Origin of the sequence: Streptomyces sp. NPDC058534, from assembly GCF_042717365.1 — a bacterium.
GTDB lineage: Bacteria > Actinomycetota > Actinomycetes > Streptomycetales > Streptomycetaceae > Streptomyces.
On record NZ_JBHXNW010000005.1, the window covers coordinates 100732 to 122793 of the forward strand.

Below are 22062 nucleotides of genomic sequence, written 5' to 3' on the forward strand. Positions count from 1 at the left end.
CCGACTCAGGTCCGGCGCCATGTGTCGCGGCCTGCCATTCCGTACTGCTTCAACGCGAGTGCCCGTTCGGGGGCGATGGCAACGAAGGCGGCTTCCGGCGACTCCGGGCCGTCAGGGACGAAGTCGTTCAGGTCGTAGTCGAACAGTCCTGTCCACAGGCGGCGTTTCGTGTCGATGTCGGTGTACACCGTCGCCGTGCCCCACAGCATCACGCCGTCGCCGCTCGCGTCGACCTGCCAGTGCATCGCGACAGCCGGATTGGCAGCGATGTTGCGCACCTTCACGCTCTTCGCACCCGTGGAGATCCAGACGGTCTCGCCCTCCCAGGCCGGCCACACCGGGACAACATCCGGCTTGTTGTCGGCGCCCACCGTGGCGATGTGAGCCCAATGCGAGAGACGCGCCGCTTCGGCCTTCACGTCATCGAGGTTCACCTGATACTCCCTGCTCTTCGACTCGGCATCGCGCCGAGTGCGCTGCCGTATTTGCCGCCCGGCATCGACCTCATGAGCCTCGGTAGCCGGGCACGAGCACAGTAACGGTGCGTAACAATTCTGAGCGGCACGCCGCGCCCGGCGAAACGCGGCCGCGAACACCTTTGGGCGCTTGGCGGCCCGCCCAAACATCGACCTCGGCCGAGCAGACGTGACGGCCATCGACGTGCTGGACGGAAACTCCAGAGGCAGATAGATTGTCTGTATAGGGTTAGACGAAAAATCAAAGAAGTGACTGCGCAGAGCGCCGGGCCGAAGCAGGGAGCAGGAGATGAAGGACAGTGACACCACTCCGGAGGGGCGAGGGCTTGCCGGGCCGGCGACGTCCAGGGAGCCGGAGGACGAGCACCTCCTGGCCGAAGCTGAGAAGGTTACTCAAGCGCTGGGCCGCATGTTCCCCGGCATCTGCGAGGTAGTGCTGCACGACCTGCGCGATCCGGACCACGCCATCCGCTTCATCGAGAACAACCTGTCCGGACGCCAGGTGGGGCAGTCCGCCACCGAGCTGGGCCTGGCCCGTATCCGGGACCCGCAGTACCCCAGCGTCATCCAGAACTACGCCAATCAGTTCCCCGACGGACGCCCCGCGAAGAGCACCTCGATCGGGATCAAGAACACAGCCGGGCAGTACATCGCCGCCATCTGCCTGAACCTGGACATCTCCACGCTCTCACCCATCACGCTGACGCTGTCGAACCTGGTCGCGACCGATCCCGAGAACCGCGACGCTCAGCTCGAGAGGCTGAGCGACCGCAGCCGCCGGGAACTGCGCGAAGTCATCGAAGCAGTGGCCGCCGAGCGCTCCACAACCCCGCGGGCCCTGCCCCGGGACGCCAAGAAGGACCTTGTGCGCCGCTTGTACGAGGACGGCTACTTCGACACCCGCAACGCCGCCCAGAGCATCGCCGATCTCCTCGGCATCTCCCGAGCCAGCGTCTACTCCTACACGAAGTGAGACGATGACCATCAGCGAGATCACCACGGGGAACCACCACCCCAACACGGGCGGCACCCCCTCGATCGATACGTCCGACAGCCCGCAGCTGGCACCGCCCGCCGGCCACTACTCGCACATCGCCACCCACCGCGGCGTGGCCCACATCTCCGGCCAGCTCCCCGTGGCACCCGACGGCTCCCTCCTGGCCGGCGAGCCGTTCGAGGTCCAGGCGCGCCAGGTGCTCAGCAACCTCGATGCGTGCCTGGCCACGGCCGGCACCAGCCACGACAAGCTGATCTCGGTCACCGTCCACGTGACCGACATCGGTGACTGGCCGGCCTTCGATCACGTCTACAAGGAGTGGCTCGGTGCGACCAGGCCCGCACGGGCCGTCGCCGGCGCCACGGAACTGCACTACGGGTCCGCGGTGGAGGTGTATGCGGTTGCAGCCCTCGACTGACCGCCACCCCGTTCCGAGCGCGGACCAGCTGCCGGCCCCGTCCGGCCTGCTGTACATCACTGAACAGCAGACCGCCGCGCTGGTGGACGAGGCCCTCGCCTTCGACGCCGCCCGCGCCGCGTTCGCCGCCACCGTGGACGCTGCCGCCCTGCCCAGCCTCGTCGTGCATGGATCCGATCCGCGCAACCGGTACAGCCTCAAGCCGTCCGCCTCCGCGACCCATGCGGGGGTGAAGATCGGTACCTTCTGGCCGGACAACCCCGCGCAGGGACTGCCGCGGCACCACTCCACCCTGCTGCTGTTCGACCAGACCATCGGCAGAATCGCAGCCGTCCTGGAGGTCGGCACCGCGAACGCCTACCGGACCGCTGCCGCCGACGCCCTGGCCGTGGACCTCCTCGCGCGCACCGACGCCGCAACCCTGGCCGTTTTCGGTACCGGGCACCAGGCTGCCTACGAGGTCCGGGCCGTCAGCCGCGTACGGCCCATCATCACGGTGCTGGTCGTGGGACGGGACAAGGAGCGCGCCGCTCGGCTGGTCGCGGAGTTGGCCGCAGAAGGCCACGACGCGCAGAGCGTCAGCGCCGAGGAAGCCTGCGCACGAGCCGACGTCATCGTTACCGCCACCACCGCCCAGGCCGACACCCCACCCCTGTTCGAATCCCAATGGATCCGTCCCGGCACCCACATCTCGTGCATGGGCGCCGACGCCCCCGGCAAGCGGGAACTGCCGCCCGAACTGTTCACCCGCGCCAGCGTCTTCTGCGATCTCCCCGAGCAGGCCCGCCGCATGGGCGAGAGCCAGCACGCCCCCGAAGAAACCGTGCTCACCGCGCTCGGCGACGTTCTCACCACGCGCGCCCCGGGACGGGACGGCCGCGAGGACATCACGGTCTTCGACAGCTCCGGGATCGGCCTGCAGGACCTCTGCCTGGGCCTGGCCCTGCTCAAGAAAATGGACGTAGCCCTGTGAACACCACCCCGCCCCCGGCCGCCGCGAAGACGCTGGCCGACCCCGACACCCCGTTCGCCGTCGTCGACGTGCACAGGGCCCTGCACAACATCGAACGACTGGCCGGCCGGGCCGACCGGCTCGGGGTCACCCTGCGGCCGCACATCAAGACGGCCAAGAGCCTCGACGTCGCCGCGCTGATGCATGGCGGTGCCCCTTGTCCCGTCACCGTCTCCACGCTGGCCGAGGCCGAGGCGTTCGCCGACGGCGGCTACACCGACATCACCTACGCCGTCGGCATCGACCCGCACAAGCTGACCCGCGTGATCGCCCTGCTGCGCCGCGGAGTCACCCTGCGCGTGCTGCTCGACAGCCGAGAACAGGCCGCCTTCGTCACCGACGCCGCCCGCGAAGCCGGTCTCGCCATCCCCGCACAGATCGAGATCGACTGCGACGGCCACCGAGGGGGCCTCAAGGCCGACGCCTCCGAACTCACCGACATCGGCCGTATCCTGCACGAGGCCGGATGCCTCGACGGCGTCCTGACCCACGCGGGCGAGTCGTACTTCGCCTACACCCCGGAAGATCAGCGGCTGGCAGCCAAGAACGAACGCGATACGGCGGTCACCGCGGCGAAGCGGCTGCGCGCCGCCGGTCTGCCCGTCCACACGGTCAGCGTCGGCTCCACGCCGACCGCGTTCGCGGCCGAGGACCTGACCGGCGTCAGCGAACTGCGCGCCGGGAACTACGTCTTCTTCGACCTCGTCATGGCCGGTCTGGACGTCTGTCGTGTGGAGGACCTCGCCCTGTCGGTGGTCGTGACCGTGATCGGCCACCGCCCCGAGTACGGCTGGATCCTCACCGACGGCGGCTGGATGGCCATGTCCCGCGACCGCGGCACGGCAACTCAGGCCCAGGACCAGGGCTACGGCCTCGTCCTCGACCTGGCCGGAAACCCGATCCCGAACCTGATCATGAGCGCGGCGAGCCAGGAGCACGGCACCCTGACCACCCGCGACGGTGCCGACCTGCCCGACCTGCCCGTCGGAACCCGGCTGCGCATCCTGCCCAACCACGCCTGCGCCACCGCGGCCCAGCACGGCGGCTACCACGTCATCGACAGCACCCAGCCCACCGACGAAGCCCACGTCATCCAGGCCAACTGGGAACGCGTCACCGGCTGGTGACTGCACGCCAGAACCACCCCCCACCCTGCCGTCTGCCCGGTCCCAGCCCCAACCCACGCGAGGACACCTCATGACCACCGCTTTGCCCGTGACCTTCGACGACATCCGTGAATCCGCCGCACGGCTCCACGGCATCGCCCACCGCACCCCTGTCCTGACCTCCCGTACCCTCAACGCCCTCGTCGGTGCCGAGGTATTCATCAAGTGCGAGAACTTCCAGCGCATCGGCGCCTTCAAGTTCCGGGGCGCCTACAACGCCGCCGCACAGCTGACGTCCGAACAACTGGTCAAGGGCATCGCCGCCTACTCCTCCGGCAACCACGCCCAGGCCACTGCACTGGCCGCCCGGGAACTGGGCACCAGCGCCGTCATCCTGATGCCCGAGGATGCCCCCCAGTCAAAGAAGGAGGCAACCGCCGGATACGGCGCGGAAATCGTCACCTACGACCGCTACTCCCAGGACCGGACCAAACTCGGCGAGGCACTCGCCGCCGAACGCGGCCTCGCGCTCATCCCTCCCTACGACCACCCGCACGTCATCGCCGGCCAGGGCACCGCAGCGCTCGAACTCTTCGAGGAGACCGGGGAACTGGACACCCTCATCGCCCCCGTCGGAGGCGGCGGTCTCATTGCAGGCAGCGCCATCACCGCCAAGACGCTGCACCCCGCCATCACCGTCATCGGCGTCGAACCCGCCGACGGCGACGACACCAAGCGCTCCCTGGAAGCCGGCGAGCGCATCACCATCCCCGTGCCGCGAACGCTCGCCGACGGACAGGCCCTGCCCACCCCCGGCGAGATCACCTTTGCCATCAACCAGCAGCTCGTGGACGGCATCGCCCTCGTCAGCGACGACGAGATCCGCAACGCCATGTGCTTCGCCTCCGAACGACTCAAGATCGTCCTCGAACCCAGCGGCGCCACCGCCCTGGCCGCACTCCTCGCCGGACACATCGACAACCACCCCCGGAGGATCGGCATCATCGCCTCCGGAGGAAACATCAACACCCAGCGATTCACCGACATCATCAACGGCTGACAGGCACCATGCCTGCTGCCATCCCAGAAACGTCATGGCGAGACGGTAGGGGCTGGCAGGCGTGCGACATCGCTCTGCACCTTCGTGAGACCACTGCTTCGACGGACCAATGCTGGCCGTATCTCACCCGTGTGCGTCAGGAACAAGGACGACCTTGCCTGTTGTCGCCCTCGCCTCCAGAGCGGCGTGCGCCGCAGCGGCCTGCGACAGGGGAAAGGTCTGGAAGGCGGGCACCAGACTCCCGTCGGCGGCCGCCGTCAGCGCGCGGGCCTCATCGGCGGCCGCGTCCTGGCCCTCCAACAGCAGGGCCAGTGCGTCGGTGAAGTGCACGCCGTTCTCCTTCAGCTCCGCTTCATCGGGACGGAACTCCTTCCGTGAAGCCGCGCCGATGGTGATGTAGCGCCCGCCCTCGGCCAGCAGCCCGAAGGCGGCCCGTCCCTTGTCGCCCTCGACACCGTCCAGAACGACCGTGACGCCGCGCCCGCCCAAGGCGTCGCGGACCGTATCCGCCCAGTCCGGCAGGTTGTAGTCGACAGAGATGTCCGCTCCCAGCTCTCGCACAGCTGCTGTCTTGGCCGGTCCCCCCGCCGCACCGATGACCGTGGCGCCGAGACGGCCGGCGAACTGGACGACCAGACGGCCGATGCCACCGGCCGCAGAGGTGACCAGGACCACGTCGCCGGAGGTGAGCTCTGCGATGTCGAGCAGGCCCATGGCAGTTGTGCCGGTGACGACCATGGTGACGGCGGCCTCGTGCCCCAGTCCGGCCGGAATCCGGTGCAGGGACGACACGTCGGCGACGGCGAGCTCGGCGTAACCCCCGGGCATGCCGTGCGCGGTCACCACGTGGGCGCCGATCCAGGCGTCGTCCACTGCCGGCCCGACCGCCTCGACGACGCCGGCCACCTCTCCCCCGAAAATCGCCGGAAGTCCTGGTAGCGGCGGACCGATCTCCAGCCCTTCCCGCATGGCCGTCTCGATCTGGTGGACCCCCGCGGCCTTCACCAAGAGGCGGACCTCGCCCGGTCCCGGTACGGGATCGGGCACAGCCTCATAACGGAGGTTCTCAGCGGGTCCGAACTCGTGCAGCACAACGGCGCGCATGGCCGTTCCTTCCGGTAGATCTGCAGTAGAACACCCACTCTGCGACCTCTACTTCACTTGAGGTCAAGGACGAAGTCCTGTCGTGCCCTCGAACCCGTCCACCCAGCGGGCGAGAGTAAGCACCTGTCCTGCCTAGCCGAACGGGATCGTCAGTGTCGAATCGGCCGTCCCGGTCCGGAGTTTTGCCGGGGCGTTGCCAATCGCCGGCCAGACCTCCAGGCGGACCGTCCCACCCTGCATGTTCCCCAGTGAGCCGGTCGCCGACTTGAGGCCGCTGCTCTCGCTGTAGGTCTCCCACCCGGTCACAGGATCAGTCGCGAAGTACCGGTAGGTCTCCGTCCGTTCGAAGGTGCCGTCGCCCGTGAGGTCGTAGCTGATCCTCGCCTGCTGGCCCAGGCCGACCACGGTCCCGGCGTCCAACTGGAGTCGGAAGGCCGTGGACGTGCCTGCCGCGAAGGTGCCGTTGATCTTCTTCGCCTCGTAGACCAGCGGCCGGTACGGCGTGCCGTCGTGGTTCACGCCGCCCGCAGCCGCGAGGGTGTCACTGCCGGCTGTCTCCCCGGTCGCCGTGGTGAGTGCGCCACCGGTGCGGAGCTGAAAGACGTTCCCTGTGGGCGGGTCCGGATCGGGATCCGGGTCGCCGCCGCCCGTTCCGGTGCCTGTCGCCGTGGAGCGGGCCGGGACTGTGAGGGTCGCGCCGTCGGAGAAGGTGACCGTTCGGGGGGAAGCGCCGAAGTTGTGCGCGGTGTACGTACGCACCGTCCCCTTGGTGAAGACCGCCGACGTCGGGATGTCGCCCGTCACCGTGGGGTCGGGTGCGCCGAGCGTGTCCAGGGTGCCGATCCAGTGATAGGTGTGCGCCTTGGACTCCCCCTGCTCAGGGGTATAACTGGCCTGGCCCGCTTCCCACTTGGACTTGGCCGCGGCTGGGTCGGCGAGCGACTCGAATTCCCAGAGGATGTCGCGCCACTCGACGGCTGGGCCGCCGTTCTCCCGCACGAGTTCGGCGAGGTTGCGCCGGATCGCGGCCTTGTGTCGGGACAGGTGGAGTGAGCCCCCGGTGACAGGAAGGACGTTGATGCCGTGGATCTCCTCGGGGTTCGCCGTCCACCACGTCGCGTACGCCGCTCCGCTCCCCCACACCATCCCGGCCGTGTCATGGCCGAAGCCGGAGGGGAACACCTGCTCGTCGGCGTCGAACCAGTACTGCGCGATCGCCTCCGATTCGGTGGTGAGCAAGTAGGCTCCCAAGTCGCGGAGTTCGGTGTCGTCGGTGGCCGAGCCCCAGAGCACCAGCGCCGCGCTGAGGTTCGTCGACTCGGACGACGATTCCTGGTTGTTGCCCGCGGCGAAGCCCTGGTGGCCGGAGGCCCAGCCGTGGCCCGCGTAGACGTCGAAGCCGCGGAGGAAGGGGAAGGCCGTGTCGCCGCGGGCGGGGTTGGCCGCGTCCTTGATGAGGGTTTTCACCATGCCGCCCCACGCCGAGTCGGCTGCCCAGGCCCGGTCGTACTGGGCGATGATCGCCGCCGCGTAGACGTAGTAGCTGTAGTGGAAGTGGTGGTCGTTGAGTTCCGTGTCGCTGCCGTACGACGCAGGGTAGCCGGTCAGGGTCTTCCAGTCCCTGTCGTAGGAGAACTCACTCGCACCACCTGCGGTGAACCACTCCTGGAGCCGGCCCTTGAGCAGGCCGAGGAGCTTGTCGCGGGTTGCGGTCTCCCCGATCTGGTCGGCGACGGGGACGAGTTGCGCGAGTCTGCCGAGCGCCTTGCCCGTCCAGTACGTGTCGGTGGCACCCGAGAACGGGTCGGCCGCGTTCACCACCTCGTCGAGGTGCGTCTTCAGGCGCGCCGGGTCGACGCCCGAGGACTTCGGGAGGGCGGGCAGGACGGCCGATGACTGCTGTGCCGTCGTGAAAGTCGTCCCCTCGCGGACCTTCATCGTGCCGCGCGGCGACACATAGGTGTAGGAGGTCAGCGGATCGGTCGTGTGCAGCCACTGGTGTCGGTAGAGCGCCTGGAGCGTGCCGGTCTCGCTGCCCTCCTGCGCCTGGGTGGTGAGGGTGTAGCCCGCCTTCACCGAGCCCGCTGTGTAGGACCAGGTCGCCTTGGAGCCGGTGACGAAGCTGTACGCGTACTTCTTGTACGTGGCCAGCGCGTCGACCGACGGCAACACAGCCAGCGAGAAGTAGTCCTTGGCGCCCAGAGGGGCGGTCAGGGTGGAGCCCGAGACGTTCCAGTCGCTGCCGCTGGGGGCGAAGAGGGCGTAGTGGTGACCGCCGACCGTGATGCCGAGGACACTGCCCTGGTCGGCGAAGACGGTCGGCGCGGCGGCGGTGGTGATCTGGGCGTTGCCGCCCGACCCCTTGGCGTATACGAAGGGGAGGCCGTGACCGATGGTGGTGCGCAGGGTGCGGGTGCCGTCGGACCAGTAGGGCGTGACGGTCCAGTCGGACCAGGCATCGGCCTTCGTGTCCGGGGAGTTCAGGCCGGTCAGGCCGAGGGTGAGGTCGCGCTTGTGCGCGTACTCGTACTGGCGCCCCTCGCCGACGACCGCGGGGGTGGTGGGGTAGCCGATCTCCAGCCCTCCGCCGGTGGCCTGGTAGGTGAGCGGATGCCCGTACATCGGGGTGGAGTAGGGATTGTCGCCGTACCTCTGGAAGGCCAGAGACGACCACCAGTCATTGGTCGGAACCGGTTTGCCCTTGGCACCCGGAGTGACCTTGGGAGTCACCGGGGTACCGGTGTTGGTTGTTGGCCCGGAGGCGCCCGGGGGACGGGTGTCGGAGTAGCTGCCCTCACCCACCGGCACGTTGGCTGCCGCCGCCGGAGTCGCGGCGGGACCGAGACTGACGGCGGCCAAGGCGGTGACCAGCACCAAGGCGGCAGCCGGTCTGCTGTGAGGGGCGGATCGTGAGCGGGAGTCCGGCATGGAGGAAACCTCAAAGTCCTGACGTAAGCGACGACTTGAGAGCGCTCTCATACGAAGGAAAGTAAAACTCTCACAAACAAGCGTCAATAGCTGTTGCACGAGTGAGGTGGAGCGACCCCGCGACCCCGCCGTTGCGACGAGATCACCGCCTCGATCGGCGCGTGCCCTTCTCACCGGTCAACATGCAGACCCACCGTCGCTGTCGGCGGCCACTGACCATGATCTTCAGCCTTGCACGTACCGATCTTCTTGCATCCGGCCGACGGGTCGGACGTTCACGCGATCCGAGGCCCAACACCGTAGCGGCGGCGGCCGCCGATCGCCGTCATCTGCCGGCCCCCTCGGAGCCGTCGCCTCCGCCATCGTCGGCGGCCGTCGGCATCGGAACCAGCACGCGTTGTACGGCGGGCCCGATCAGCGCAATCAGCGTCTCGCGTTCCGCTTCGGCGAGGGTTGCTACGCCGACGATTCCTCGCCCCACGATGAGACCGACGAGCATCGATGACACGATCCCCGCCCGGAGGGTTGGGTTGTCGACGGCGCGCGAGGCGATGTTGTCGACCAACAGCCGCTCCTGCAGGAACTCGCGCAGCTGTTCGTTCGCCTGATCGTTGACGATGGCGCCCCGGAGCATCGCCATGAGGGGCTTCGAACTCGAGGACTCCACTTCCCACACGTCGAGGAATGCGCGGACCACGCGTTCACCGAGGTGGGCATCCGTTCCCTCGAACGCTGCGCTGAAGCGCGTCAGAGCCTCTGCGGGGACGGACATCACGGCGGCGAACAGCTCGTCCTTCGACCGGAAGAACTGCATCACCAACGACGCGTCGACGTCGGCGTCGGCCGCGACCCGCCGTATCGTCGTCGCGGTGAAGCCGTCGGCTGCGAACCGGGCGCGGGCAGCGTCGAGGATGGCCTGCCGGGTCTGGCTCGTCCCCGGCCGACGTCCACGGCGCCCGGTACTGACGGATTTCGTATGCGCGGTCATACCCCAAATCTAACCCCGGAACCAGCATCTCAACACACGTTGAGTTTTGCGGTTGGCGGACGTACGCTCGCCGAGTCGTCACAGCCCGACGCCGGGTCCAGAGATGTGAGGAGCTCACCATGAGCGATGACCAGAAGGTACTCATGCCGTCACACCCGCTGAAGCCGGGTGGTGACCGGTACGGCATCCTGAGCGATTTCGAGCCTGGCACTCGTACGCTGGAGGCGGGGTTTCAGATCGCGGCGCCGTTCAAGCCGCTGCCCGTTGACATCGTGCTCGAAAAGGATGTCGCGGTCACTTTGCGTGACGGCGTGACCATCTATGTCGACGTACTGCGGCCTGCGGGCGCCGAGAAGGTCCCGGTCATCGTGGCGTGGAGTCCGTACGGCAAGGGTCAAGGGACCTCGGCCAGCGTCATGGGTGTGTTCAGTCTGGTCGGACTGGACAACGGCATCATGTCCGGGCTCGCGAAGTTCGAGGCTCCGGATCCCGCGTACTGGTGCGCGCAGGGCTACGCGATCTGCAACCCGGACATCCGGGGCGTGGCCCACTGCGAAGGCGACAGTGTGCTGTGGGACCGCCAGGAGGGCCGTGACTGTTACGACCTGATCGAGTGGCTCGCCGTTCAGGACTGGTGCACGGGCAAGGTCGCCATGAGCGGAACCTCCTACCTCGCGGTGTCGCAGTGGTTCACCGCGGCCGAACAGCCGCCGCACCTGGCGGCGATCAACCCGTGGGAGGGCGTGAGCGACGTCTACCGCGACCTGGTGATGCGCGGCGGCCTGCCCGACCACGGGTTCGCCCGTCAGCTGCGGGACTACAGCTTCTGGGGCAACGGCAGCAAGGAGGACATCATCGCGGAGGCCGAGCGCCATCCGCTGATGAACGAGCTGTGGGAGAACAAGATCCCGCAGTTCGAGAAGATCAATGTGCCCGCGTACGTCGTCGCCAGCTACTCCAACACGCTGCACACCGCTGGTACTTTCCGTGCCTGGCGCCGCATCGCGTCCGAGGACAAGTGGCTGCGCATCCACAACAGCCAGGAGTGGCCCGACTACTACGACGAGACGAACCGGGAGGAGCTGCGCCGGTTCTTCGACCGCTTCCTCAAGGACGAGGACAACGGGTGGGAGGAGACGCCCCGTGTGCGCTACTCCCTGCTCGACCTCCAGGGCGGCGACCAGGTCAATATCCCTGCGGACCAGTTCCCGCCGGCGGGCGTCACCCCGACGAAGTACTACTTGGACGGCCGATCACGGACTCTGGGGACGACGGCCCCGGCCGACGGGGCGTCGGCCGGCTACGCGCTCGGTTCCAACCCGGACGAGGTGTCTTTCGTGACGCGCTTCGACCAGGAGACCGTGCTGGTCGGTTACCCGAAGGCGCACCTGTGGGTCGAGGCGGAAGGCGCGGACGACATGGACCTGTTCCTCCTCGTCCAGAAGCTCGACGCGTACGGCACGCCTTTGCAGCAGTTCACCGTGCCCAACCAGAGCGCGCGGATTCATGACGTCACGGAACGCGGCGGCTCGATCCTGCGGTACAAGGGAGCGGACGGACGCCTGCGCGTCTCGATGCGCCACCTGGACAAGCAGTTGTCCACCGATGACGTCCCCGCCCACACCTTCGATCGGGTCGAGAAGCTCTCGCTGGGTGAGGTCGTCAACGTCGAGATCGACCTGCTCCCTGTGGGGCTCACCTTTTATCCGGGCGAGCAGCTTCGCCTTGTCATCAGCGGCCGCTCGCTGCTGGGGACGATGATGCCCGGAATCCGCGAGTACACCCCGGCCGAGAGCGGACAGCACATCATCCGCACCGGTGGCGAACACGCGTCCTACCTGCAACTGCCGGTCAAGGTTGCCTGAGGCGGGTGCACGAGTCAGCAGGTCGCCCTGTCTTCGATGCGGAGCGGCCTGCTGACTGCGTTGTTGACGCCGCCGGGTGTCTGCTGCCGCCGTCCTGGCAAGGGAAACTCGTCGGCGGGCGACTTCCGTGAAGACGGCATTGTTCATTCTCAGGTCACGTCCGGCTCATCCCCGACCGCTGGTTGCTGACCTCCACCGCCACTGGGAGACCCGCTACGACGTCAGCAAACCGTCAGACGATCCGAGCCGATCATCGAGCGGGAACGGCTTCAGTGCCGAGGCTGGGCTCAGTTGATCGCGTTGTGGATCCCGGCCGAGTCAGCGCGGCGCTCAACCGCATCCAGCATCCTGCCCAGTGCCCGCGCCGCAGCCGCAAGCTGCGGATGGTCGCGCCATGAGCTCGCTCGGCCCTTGGCACGCTCATCCAGCCCGGAGAGATGGGCGGCGTAGAACTCCCGGCCTGCTGCGGTGGCCTCGTAGAACTGGCACTCATCGTCTCGCTGCATACCTGCCGGGATCAGTGCGATCAGGCCGGCCCGAAGCATCAGACATGCGTGCCGGTCGAGCGCCAGCAGTGAGCCAAAGTAGCGAGTGTCGCAACCCTCCACCGCCCCACGCAGCAGCCCCAACTCGTGAAGCGGCAGGTCCTCCACGGTGCCCTCCTCGATCACCAAGCTGGGGGTAAAGCACAAGCTCAGTCGGTGTGGCGAGGCGGCGATGCCGCGCATGCGGTCGGCCGCAGACTTTGAGGCCCCGAACAGAGGAGCGGCCGCCTGCCGCCACCGGCAGTGACTCACCCGTGATGGTGGCCCGGTCACTGTCGCAGGCCCCGTCGGCACTGGCCCACCACCGAGTCCGCCATGCGGGCGGTGACGACGGCTTCCTGGGCGTCTGTCCTCTGGCCGAGGTGCCGCCCCCTCAGGCGCTCGCTGTCGCTGCGGCCATGATCCAGTTCCTGAACTCCACAGCGAAATGCCGGAGATGGTGTTCCAGGATGTCCGCTGGACTGGAGCTGGGCAGGTAGACCGTCAGGTGTGAGGAAAAGCCCTCGTCCGTATCGCCGAACTGGATCAGCACGCGGCCTACGATCGTGCCGTCGGCGAGGAAGAGGTTCGTGGCCTTCTTGTGCGGAAAGGTGCTCTCAGGCAGGAGTTCGTCCGCGTCCGTGGCCCAAGCCATGGCCTCCGCGGCCCAGTCGCCGAGGTAGAAGGAGCAGATGTACGGGCCGATGTTCTCGGTCACATGGACCGACCCATCGTCCTTGTTGACCATCGCGTAGTGCTCGGGCTGAGCCGCGAGGAGCACGTTCTCGTCGGCGAAGGCCTTGCCCATCCAGGCAAGGAACTGTCCGGCCTTGAGACCCTGCGTCTCCAGCACTGTCGTGCCCGAGGTGAAGCTGCCTCCGGAGTCCCGCGCGCTCTGCCTCAGGAAGGCATTGCCCTCTTCGATGTCCTTGGCCAGCAGATCGAGCAGCGGCTGCCGCCCCAGCCGCGTCTTGAGGAGGCTCAGAACACGTCGGGAGTAGAAGAGCTCGAAGTCATCGATGCTCCCGGGCCCGGCCGGCCCTGACGCGAGCAGGACGGCCGCTGTCGTCGAAGATTGCATGTCAGTCATCCGGGAACTCCACCCTGAGTGCGAATGTGAACTCTCATTCGCAATACTAGGAGTGGTAGAGCAAACTCTGTCAAGACGAGTGACCAAAGCCGTCCTCTGTACCATGCGTGCCGTGACTGATGACGGGAACCACCTGACGCACTACCGAGAGCCCCGACAGGCACGCAGCGCCGCGACGCTGGCTCGGATGCTGCAGGCCGCTGAGGAACTCGCCTCCCAGGTCGGTCTGGAGGAGTTGACCATCACGGGCGTCGCCGAACGCGCCGGCATGTCGGTGGGCTCGATCTACCGTCGCTTCGAAGGCAAAGAGCAGTTGATCAGTGCTCTGACGGCCCGCATGCTGGATCGACGCGAGGAGTACGTGGCGAGGCAGCTACGCGCGGCCGAGCCGTCGCTGTCCGGCGTCATGCACGCATACGCCCACTCGCTGCTCCGCTCCTTCGCCGAGGGCGGCAATCTCTTCACCGAGCTGCTGCGCACCCGGGGAGGCGGCGCCCTTGATCGTGGCGCCCGCACCATCTCCGAGATCCACCGCTTCCTCCTCGACGCCGCGATGCCCTACATGGATCAGATCCGGCGCCCCGCCCCGGAGGCAGCGCTCGATACCGCGGCCCGGGTCCTCCTGGGGGCCTGCTTTCACAACTCGCTGCGTCCGGACAGCTTCACCAGCGAGGCGGCTCTGCGTCAGTACGCGGACGAGCTCAGGGACATGGCAGTCGCCTACCTACTCACTCCGGAGCCCGGTCGCAGGAGTTAGCCCCGGTAGCCCGAAGGGCAGAACGCGGCGCTTCCGTCCGACATGCACGGAGGACCACCCGCAGTCCTGCCCGACACTCGCCACGAGGGCGCCTGACTCGACGAGGAGCGTGAACCCGGTAGGTGCGCCTACTTGGCCTGGATCGCGTTAAGGAAGGCGATCTTCCCCGCCTCGCTGTGCTCACGCAGCACGTTCGTCTGCATGTCGGGGTTGTGCTCCGCCTGCGGCTCGGGCACCAAGGGGTTGCCGGTCCAGGACGTGAGGCGACACACACGGTGCCGGATGAGCCAACCATGATCGGTTCGGAACAGCTCGTCGTCGTACCACCCGGTCCCCTGCCACGTCGGGCCGCCCTCGGCCGCTTCGCGCACGAGAAGCCAGTTGCCGTAACTGAAGGCGTAGGCCCTGTCCCCGTCGACGTGCACCAACTGGCCCATCATCGTGTGCTGATGGCTGTCCAAGGTCTCGTGAAACCCGGCGAAGGAGCTCTTGAAGGTGGAGAGTCCGGACCAGGCAGCTCCGGCCGGGCCGAACTCCGCGGTCACGTCTTCCGTGAAGATGCGGTCGAAGAGATCCCAGCGATGGGCGTCGAGCGCCAGGCCGTAGAGGTTCAGGACCTCAACGATGGCAGCCTTGTCATGTTCAATCATGCTCGTATCCCTCATACTCTATGCTGCATTTCGGGTCTTTTGCGTCGATAGCGAGATTAAGGCGCACCGGTGCAGTACGGCTCCACCAGCGTCAGCAGATGACTGGGAAGCGAAAGAAGCCGTCTCCTCGGAGCCCACGCTTGCTCCCTCGCAGGCTCCGCTCCGCCGCGCGGCGCCGACGGCCATCGTCATATCCCGTGACAAGAAGAGCCGCCGGATCGGGCGGGCGCGTGCGCCTCATCCTCAAGCGCCAACGAACGACTGTCAACACTTTGTACGGGCCGAGCGCTTGGTCGCTCCCCGATCACAGCAGCCCGACGGGCTGGACGAACGTTCTCGGCGTACGCACAGAGTGCGATCGTTGCGGCACCCGGCCCACGAGCCGGGACATAATGTTGACACTTTTGTTGGCGAGGCCTACGATCCCGATTGCGGACTCCTTCGGCCGACCCAGCGACGGCTCTGCTGTGTCTTCGCCCGCCCTGGCACTTCCTGGCTCGCGTCGTATCCGAATCCCCTTCGGTGGCCGGCCAAGGCCTGCCACACCATCCCGGGAAGCGCCACCGCTGTCGTCGCACTCCCCATCGAGGCCTCATGAGAGATACCGCCAAGAGCCGGCGGCAGCTGACGAGCCGACCCTTGTCTCGCACAGAACGACATACAGGAGATGACGACGATGGTTTCGACTCGAGACACCTCCGAGAGGCTGGCGAAAATCCTCGAGAACGTCCGCGCGCTGGGCCCAACCCTGCGTGAGCGTGCGCTCGACGCCGAGCGTGCGGGCCGTCATTCGAACGAGACCATCGCCGATCTGGACGCAACAGGCGCGTTCAACATCGGCAATCCCGTTGAGTTCGGCGGGGATGAGCTGACGGTGCGGCAGCAGGTGGACGTCGTGTCCGAAGTCTCCAAATGGGACGGCTCGTCCGGTTGGACTGTGTGGGTGGGCGCCTCTACGAACTGGATTCCCGCCGGCTCGGGCGCTCGCGTCGTCGAGGAGGTCTTCGGATGCGAGTGGACCGGGCCACGAGTCGCCGGATCGAGTCACTTCCCTGCCTCCCGCGGGCGCGCGAAACGAGTCGAGGGGGGCTGGGTCATCACGGGCGGTCCCTGGACGTTCGGCAGCGACTCGCTCTGGGCGCCCTTTACGAACCTGGGTTGCATCGCCGACGACGGTGACGGCCCCTACCTGGTGGGCGTACAGGTTCCGCGCGATGAGCTGCGGTTCCTCAACGACTGGCATGTCGCCGGCATGCGCGCAACTGGCAGCGTATCCATCACCCTTGTCGGGGACGAACTCTTCGTGCCCGACTATCGCGTCGTCGACTTCCGTCACGTCGTCGGCGGAACCATCGACAACGGCCTCAAGGGATCGCTGTGGAAGGCGCCCTCGCTCGGCTGGGCGTTCAGCCTCATGGCAGGAATGTCGATCGGCATCGCGCAGGGTGCGCTGGAGAGGTTCCTGGAGCGCTCCGCCGGCCGCCCCATCCGCGGCACCACCTACAAGAACCAGTTGGACGCGCCGCTGACCCATCTGATGCTCACCGAGGTCCATTCCAAGATCCGGTCTGCGACGTTGATGACGCGCGCCAACGCTGACGAAACCGACCGGCTGGGCGCTGTCGCCGCCGCCGGCGGGGCTGCGGATCCCGAGTACATGCAGATGTTCAGTGCGCGAGTGCTCGCCGAGACCGCGTACGCGGCCAAATGGTGCGCGGAGGCCATCGAGCTGCTGCAGCGCAACTCCGGCTCGACAGCCATCATGGAGAGCGAACCGATTCAGCGAGCCTGGCGCGACGCACGGGTCATCACTTTGCACGGAGCCCTCAATCTTGAGGCCCTATCCGAGAACTACGGCAGGCTGATGGCGGGGTCGCAGCCGCACAAGTTCGCCGGGATCACCACCCTGGACCGCTTCGCACCCGCACCGCCCGACAAGGGCTGAGGCACGGGCGGCAGCACTCCTGGACGCCGGCTTCAAACGGACAGATCTTGCTCGACCCAAATGGTCTTGCCGCTCTGTCCGTACCTACTCCCCCACCGGCGGCTCAACTGCGCCACCAGGAACAGGCCTCGGCCTCCTTCGTCGGAGGTACGGGCTCGTCGCATGCGGGGCTGCGTGTTGCTGGGATCCGTGACCTCGCAGCAGAGGACTTCGCCGCGGATCAGGCGCAGTCCCACGGGGCCACCCGCGTAACGCACGGCGTTGGTGACAAGTTCGCTGACGATCAGTTCGGTGACGAAGATGATGTCGTCCAGCCCCCACTCCGCGAGCTTGGCTCCGGCCATCTCTCTGGCCGAGGAGACTGCTCGGGGGTCTGCCGGGAACTCCCAGTCGGCCACGTCTTCCGGCTGCACCGCGGACGTGCGCGCGAGCAGAAGCGCGGCGTCGTCCGACAGTGGGTGTTGGGCCGCCCCACTGATCAGGTCCTGCGCCAGCGAGGGCAGGTCGGTGGCGGAGCGGCAGTGCAGCGCGAGCCGTTCCGAGAGGTCACGCGTGCTGCTGTCGATGTCCGTGCCGTAACGCTGAAGCAGACCGTCGGTGTACAGAGCGAGAACGCTGCCGGGCGGCACAGCGACGGTAGTCGGCTCGAACGGCAGGCCGCCGACACCGAGGGGTGGCCCGGGCCGCACACTCACCGGGGACACATCCGCGCTCGGCAGGGCCAGCAACGGTGGCGGATGGCCGGCCGAGGCCATCGTGCAGTGTCCCTCGACCGGGTCGTGCACAGCCACCAAGCAGGTCGCTCCGACGACGTCACGATGTGACAGCTCCGCCTCGTCGGCGAGCCGGGAGACCAAGTCATCCAGATGAGCGAGGAGTTCGTCAGGTGGCAGTTCCAGATCCGCCAGCGTCTGAACGGCGGTTCGGAGCCGTCCCATGGTCGCGGTGGCATGCAGTCCGTGGCCGGTCACGTCCCCGACGACGAGGGCGGTCCGCAACGAGGGGAGCTCGATCGTGTCGAACCAGTCACCGCCGATCTCGGCCCCACCGGCGGCGGGCAGGTACGCGCCGGCAGTCTCCATGACTCGGGTGGAGGTGAACGCCTGTGGCAGCAGGCGCTCTTGCAGGGCGACGGCGGCACGATGCTCGCGTGTGTATCGGCGGGCATTGTCCACGCCCAGGGCCGAGTGAGCCGCGATCTCGGCAAGCAGGCCGGCGTCCTCCTCGTCGAAGGGTTCGGCCTGATCGGTACGCCACGCCGTCACGACCCCGAGCACGAGGCCGCGCGCGAAGAGCGGAGCCACGATCATCGAGTGCCCGTTCCGGGGTGCCACCAGCCGCAACCAGGGGTGGTCGACCAGCGCTCGTTCCAGCGCTGCCCGGCCCACGACTATGGTGCGGCCCTCCTGGAGCTCACGGACCAGGGGCAGATCAGGGAAGTGAGGGATGGGCTCGCCAGGCTGGAGCAGCGCGGCGGGCCACGGGCCGGTCGCGATACGCGCCGCGGCCCTCCGCAGATGCAGATCACCGCCGCCGAACGTCTTCGGTGGCTCGTCTCCCGTATAGGTGGCGTCGGCGAGGTTGACCCAGGCGACGTCGGCGACGTCGGGAACCAGCGTGTCGACGATCTCTTGGGCCGTCCGGTTGATGTCCAGTGTGCCGCCGATCCCCGCAGACGCCCGGTGGCTCAATTCCCGCCGTCGGTCGGCCCGCAAATGCTTGGTCGCATCGGTGAACAGGACGGCGACCCCAGTGGGCCGGCCACGCGTGTCCTCCGTTCGTACGGCTGACACGGCGAGCGACCAGTCACCGTCTGGTGCCCGCGCAGACCGCACACGCTGCTCATGGGCGGCCAGCGGCACGCCCGTCTCCAGAACACCCCGCAACGCCGCCTCCACGCCGGCGGCGTCGTCCGGGTGCATTACGTCGGAGAGCCGGCTACCCACAGGAACCGTCGGACCAGCGACGGCTCCGCGCACCTGGTTGGAGCGAACCACCGCGAGGTTCTTGTCCCGAAGGATGAAACCGATGCGACTCTGACTGAGCAGCGCCCGCGACAACGCCGTGTCCCACTCAGTCTCGGCCGCCTGTTCGACGGCCACTGCCAGGAGCAGGGAGAGCCCGAGGCTCTGGTACTTCTCGGTGCGATAGCGGACAGCGATGGCCTGCCCGGAGTCGCTGAGCAACTCGGCTTCGCCGTCTCGGGGCAGCTCACCACCGGCGATGACACCGGGCTCGGCCAGCAGCCGGACAATGGATCGCCCAAGGACGTGAGCGGCCGCACGCCCCAGCAGCTGTTCCGCGGCACGGGACCAGCCGATCACGATGCCACGATCGTCGATCAGCGCGGTCGCCACCCCGGCAAGGACAGGACAATTTCCCGTCCCGCTCACATCCATGTGGTGTCACCGCCTTTCATAGGCCGGTGAATCCATCATGTCGCGGTGCCGGAATCCTCGCTCTCCGACGCGAAGAGTCAGCCCAGTTGAGCCGGAACTCGGTTACAGAGTACATGTAAACTAACTTCACGCACGACGTTTCGATGTCATCTTCGAGAAGGACGTCGCGGTCAGTACGCGGGACGGCGTGACGATCTTTGTCGATGCTCGCGCTGCCACTGCCGTACCCAGGCCCGGCCGTAGTCGTTTCCGTGCGGAGTGCGCAGAACTGTGTGGATGTGGAAGGGCTGTGGAGTGTCGTTCTCGAGCCACACACCACAGTGGTGGTCCAACTCGGCGATGAGCACAGGTGACTGAACGCGGTAGTAGAAGACGTCGTCCTGGCCGTGGCCACCGATCCAGCAGAACCAGGTGTCGTCGAGGTGGTCTCGCACTTCCCGCAGCCTGGCGGTACGGGGACCGGTGGGCAGATGCTCAACGAACTGCTCGACGATGGCCATGACCAGATCCTGGGCCGCCTTCGGCATGCCGGACACCGGCATGCCCTCGAAGGGGATCACCCGGTTGTCCTGGAACGCGCCGGCGAGATGCCGTTCGTCACCCGGGTGCAGGCGGCCATCGGGCATCGAGGGATCGATCATCCGCTCGTATACCGTGGCCCTGAGCCGCTGCGATTCCGGAAGTGCCTCCATGAGCTGCCTGCCGAGCGCGACTCGTTCGCTGAAGGCGCGCACGCCGGCGTGGGGCCCGGCGTCGATCTCATTGGGTTCCGCGCCCAGGAAGACGGGGCTCAAGGACATGCGCCCCTCCACCACCAGGCAGTTGACGGCACAGTGATGGCCGTACAGCTGCCAACCCCACGGGACACTCTGATCGGGCTCTCCGTACAGGGCGAAGTTGTAGCTGTATTCGTTGAGGATGCCTTCCAGGCCGACGACCTCGCCGAGGAACGCGTTGATCCGCATCGCCGTGCGGACTGCCTCGTATCCCTCGGCGCTGAGGGACGCCTCAACGAGGGCGAGCGCCGCACGCCGCACCTCGGCCGGCTGGAACTCCAAACGCAGGCCGGTGTCGAACTGGAGGAACTCGGGGTTGGACCACGTCTGCCAGTCGACTGCGTCCACGGGGTAGGAGAGTCGGGCCCGACCGTCCTCGTCCAGCGTGTCGAGCAACTGGTGCGCCGCGGCGACCATCGCGGCCACCGGCGCCTCTTCTCCGGGCTCGGCGGGCCCAAGACGGTGGAGCCCCTCACGCAGGGCTCCGTCCTCGGTGACACCGACGAAGTCGTTCTTGTAGAGGCGCGACCAGTCCCTGATCATGTCACCGGTGAACGTGCCCTCGACTCGGACGAGGTCGCGGTAGGCGTACGCGTCAACGCCCCTGAGGTCGGCGACGCGCGAGTGATGCGCGGGGAAGAGGTACTTGCGAAATGCGGCGGATGACATGGGGGCATCCCTCTCATGCGTCAAGAACTGGACTCTGATCCCGACCGCCTAGGCCCGTCGTTCGAGCACGCTCGTGGACGTGGGACCGGCCTCGACTTCGCACAGCGTGCGTCCCATGTTCTCCATCCAGGTGTCGATGGTGTGCGCCGAGTGGAGGCTGCCGGCACGGCAGTTGCGGGCGATCAGCTGCAGAGGCTGGCGTTTCATGATCGCGGACGCTCCAGACGCGTGGAAGAGCTTCTCAACCGCTGAGCTACACGCGTCCCAGACATGAGCGACGTCGGTGTGGAACTGAACGATCTCCCGCTCCGTGGGGTCCAGGCCCTCGGCGTCGAGTCGGTCCAGTTCGGCCGCCGCGGCGTCGGCGACTCGTCCCGCCGCTCGGATCTGCGCGTGAGCGCGGCCCACGGTGAGGTGGGTGATCGGCGCCTCGAGCTGCTTGGAGTAGGTCGAATAGGGGATGCTCCGCTTCCCCAACCCGCTGAGGAAGACTTCCATGGCGTGATCAGCCATGCCGAGCGCCGTGCCGGTGCCGGTCACGAGCGAGCGGGAAAGCCCCCCGCGGCGCGGCCCCACTCCTTGCTCGGTGGCTTCGGCTAGGCGGGCCGTGAGCTCCTGAGGGGTGCTGAAGCGCTCGTCCGGGACGAACAGCTCACCATCCGTCGCCATGGTCTGGCTGCCCGTGGCCGCCAGGCCCATGGCATCCCAGTCATCGCGGGCGACGAGTGAGTCCTTCGGTACGAGAACCATGCCGACCTTCGCGTCGTCGGTCTCGTCATAGAAGACGGCGAGGAATCCGTGGGAGGCGTGAACGCTGCCGGTGGCGAAGGGCCAGGCGCCTTTGATCATCCATCCGCCGTCGACCTGGCGCGCGGTCCCGGACATGCGCCGGCTCGTGCCTCCCAGCGCGAAGGTGCGGTTACCGACCCACGGCGTCTCGTACACCGGCGCCATGACACCGTCGGCGAAGGAGAAGCTCCACAGATTTCCTCCCGCGGCCGCCCACACCATCCAGGATGTCGCCCCGCACCCCGCGCCGAGAGCCCGGTAGATGGCATGGAGTTCACGTGTCGTGAAGTCCGCACCGCCGTAGCGCCTCGGTGTGGTCAGGGTGAAGACACCTGCGGCGTCGAGACGTTCAATGCTCTCCTGGGGGATACGACGCTCTCGCTCCGCGGCGGGCTGGTGCTCACGCAGCCAGGTCTGCATATCCTCGACACGGGCCAGGATTTCCCGAGCCTGTGGCCGATCGATGTCCTTTTTCGCAGTCATCGCCATGATTTCATTACCTCCTCGGT

The 22062-nt window shown here is 67.4% G+C and carries 18 protein-coding genes; 8 read left to right on the plus strand and 10 right to left on the minus strand.

From position 1 onward, the window contains the following. Positions 1-5: 5 nt before the first annotated feature. The gene (locus tag ACFWR9_RS04440; RefSeq protein WP_383835327.1) at positions 6-434 is read right to left on the minus strand and encodes a pyridoxamine 5'-phosphate oxidase family protein; all 429 of its coding nucleotides are present in this window, start codon (positions 432-434) and stop codon (positions 6-8) included. Between the two features lie 331 nt (positions 435-765). On the opposite strand from ACFWR9_RS04440, the gene ACFWR9_RS04445 reads away from it, so the two are divergent. From ACFWR9_RS04445 to ACFWR9_RS04465, 5 genes are all read left to right on the plus strand, one after another. Then, the gene (locus ACFWR9_RS04445; protein ID WP_383835330.1) at positions 766-1449 is read left to right on the plus strand and encodes a transcriptional regulator; all 684 of its coding nucleotides are present in this window, start codon (positions 766-768) and stop codon (positions 1447-1449) included. A 4-nt stretch (positions 1450-1453) separates the two neighbouring features. After that, positions 1454-1891, plus strand: a complete 438-nt coding sequence (locus ACFWR9_RS04450) for a RidA family protein (RefSeq protein ID WP_383835333.1) — start codon at positions 1454-1456, stop codon at positions 1889-1891. Next, positions 1869-2864 carry an ornithine cyclodeaminase family protein gene (locus ACFWR9_RS04455; RefSeq protein WP_383835336.1) on the plus strand — a complete coding sequence of 332 codons (996 nt, stop codon included), beginning with the start codon at positions 1869-1871 and terminating at the stop codon, positions 2862-2864. The genes ACFWR9_RS04450 and ACFWR9_RS04455 overlap by 23 nt, the downstream gene beginning before the upstream one ends. Beyond that, positions 2861-4030, plus strand: coding sequence for a DSD1 family PLP-dependent enzyme (locus ACFWR9_RS04460; RefSeq protein ID WP_383835339.1), 1170 nt, complete (start codon positions 2861-2863; stop codon positions 4028-4030). Before ACFWR9_RS04455 ends, ACFWR9_RS04460 begins: the two co-directional genes overlap by 4 nt. A 70-nt stretch (positions 4031-4100) precedes the next feature. Next, positions 4101-5069, plus strand: a complete 969-nt coding sequence (locus ACFWR9_RS04465; RefSeq protein ID WP_383835342.1) for a pyridoxal-phosphate dependent enzyme — start codon at positions 4101-4103, stop codon at positions 5067-5069. A gap of 123 nt (positions 5070-5192) precedes the next feature. On the opposite strand, the gene ACFWR9_RS04470 is transcribed toward ACFWR9_RS04465, so the two are convergent. From ACFWR9_RS04470 to ACFWR9_RS04480, 3 genes are all read right to left on the minus strand, one after another. Continuing rightward, positions 5193-6173, minus strand: a complete 981-nt coding sequence (locus ACFWR9_RS04470) for a zinc-binding dehydrogenase (RefSeq protein ID WP_383835345.1) — start codon at positions 6171-6173, stop codon at positions 5193-5195. A gap of 132 nt (positions 6174-6305) precedes the next feature. Beyond that, entirely contained in the window at positions 6306-9101 is a 2796-nt protein-coding gene (locus ACFWR9_RS04475; protein ID WP_383835348.1) for a glycosyl hydrolase, read from the minus strand. Positions 9102-9426: 325 nt separating this feature from the next. Beyond that, on the minus strand, positions 9427-10089 hold the full coding sequence (locus ACFWR9_RS04480) for a TetR family transcriptional regulator (RefSeq protein WP_383835351.1): 663 nt from the start codon (positions 10087-10089) through the stop codon (positions 9427-9429). 119 nt (positions 10090-10208) lie between these two features. Here ACFWR9_RS04480 and ACFWR9_RS04485 point away from each other — a divergent pair, with 119 nt between their 5' ends. Continuing rightward, positions 10209-11954, plus strand: coding sequence for a CocE/NonD family hydrolase (locus ACFWR9_RS04485; protein ID WP_383835354.1), 1746 nt, complete (start codon positions 10209-10211; stop codon positions 11952-11954). 287 nt (positions 11955-12241) lie between these two features. Here ACFWR9_RS04485 and ACFWR9_RS04490 read toward each other — a convergent pair whose 3' ends face one another. Together ACFWR9_RS04490 and ACFWR9_RS04495 are read right to left on the minus strand one after the other, a co-directional pair. After that, positions 12242-12625 carry a hypothetical protein gene (locus tag ACFWR9_RS04490; protein WP_383835357.1) on the minus strand — a complete coding sequence of 128 codons (384 nt, stop codon included), beginning with the start codon at positions 12623-12625 and terminating at the stop codon, positions 12242-12244. A 247-nt stretch (positions 12626-12872) separates the two neighbouring features. Continuing rightward, positions 12873-13568: a hypothetical protein gene (locus ACFWR9_RS04495; RefSeq protein WP_383835359.1), complete on the minus strand. Its 696-nt coding sequence runs from the start codon at positions 13566-13568 to the stop codon at positions 12873-12875. Between the two features lie 103 nt (positions 13569-13671). Between ACFWR9_RS04495 and ACFWR9_RS04500 the strand changes: the two genes are divergently transcribed. Beyond that, the gene (locus tag ACFWR9_RS04500; RefSeq protein ID WP_383835362.1) at positions 13672-14325 is read left to right on the plus strand and encodes a TetR/AcrR family transcriptional regulator; all 654 of its coding nucleotides are present in this window, start codon (positions 13672-13674) and stop codon (positions 14323-14325) included. Positions 14326-14453: 128 nt separating this feature from the next. On the opposite strand, the gene ACFWR9_RS04505 is transcribed toward ACFWR9_RS04500, so the two are convergent. Next, the gene (locus ACFWR9_RS04505; protein WP_383835365.1) at positions 14454-14975 is read right to left on the minus strand and encodes a nuclear transport factor 2 family protein; all 522 of its coding nucleotides are present in this window, start codon (positions 14973-14975) and stop codon (positions 14454-14456) included. Between the two features lie 667 nt (positions 14976-15642). On the opposite strand from ACFWR9_RS04505, the gene ACFWR9_RS04510 reads away from it, so the two are divergent. Next, a complete protein-coding gene (locus tag ACFWR9_RS04510) occupies positions 15643-16920 on the plus strand; it encodes an acyl-CoA dehydrogenase family protein (RefSeq protein WP_383835368.1) in 1278 nt (425 codons plus the stop codon). A gap of 32 nt (positions 16921-16952) precedes the next feature. Here ACFWR9_RS04510 and ACFWR9_RS04515 read toward each other — a convergent pair whose 3' ends face one another. The 3 genes from ACFWR9_RS04515 to ACFWR9_RS04525 all read right to left on the minus strand — a co-directional run bounded on the left by ACFWR9_RS04515 (position 16953) and on the right by ACFWR9_RS04525 (position 22042). Beyond that, positions 16953-19319 carry a SpoIIE family protein phosphatase gene (locus ACFWR9_RS04515; protein WP_383835371.1) on the minus strand — a complete coding sequence of 789 codons (2367 nt, stop codon included), beginning with the start codon at positions 19317-19319 and terminating at the stop codon, positions 16953-16955. A gap of 170 nt (positions 19320-19489) precedes the next feature. Beyond that, positions 19490-20764 carry a DUF3500 domain-containing protein gene (locus ACFWR9_RS04520; RefSeq protein ID WP_383835374.1) on the minus strand — a complete coding sequence of 425 codons (1275 nt, stop codon included), beginning with the start codon at positions 20762-20764 and terminating at the stop codon, positions 19490-19492. A 48-nt stretch (positions 20765-20812) separates the two neighbouring features. Beyond that, entirely contained in the window at positions 20813-22042 is a 1230-nt protein-coding gene (locus ACFWR9_RS04525; RefSeq protein ID WP_383835377.1) for an acyl-CoA dehydrogenase family protein, read from the minus strand. Between the last annotated feature and the right edge of the window lie 20 nt (positions 22043-22062).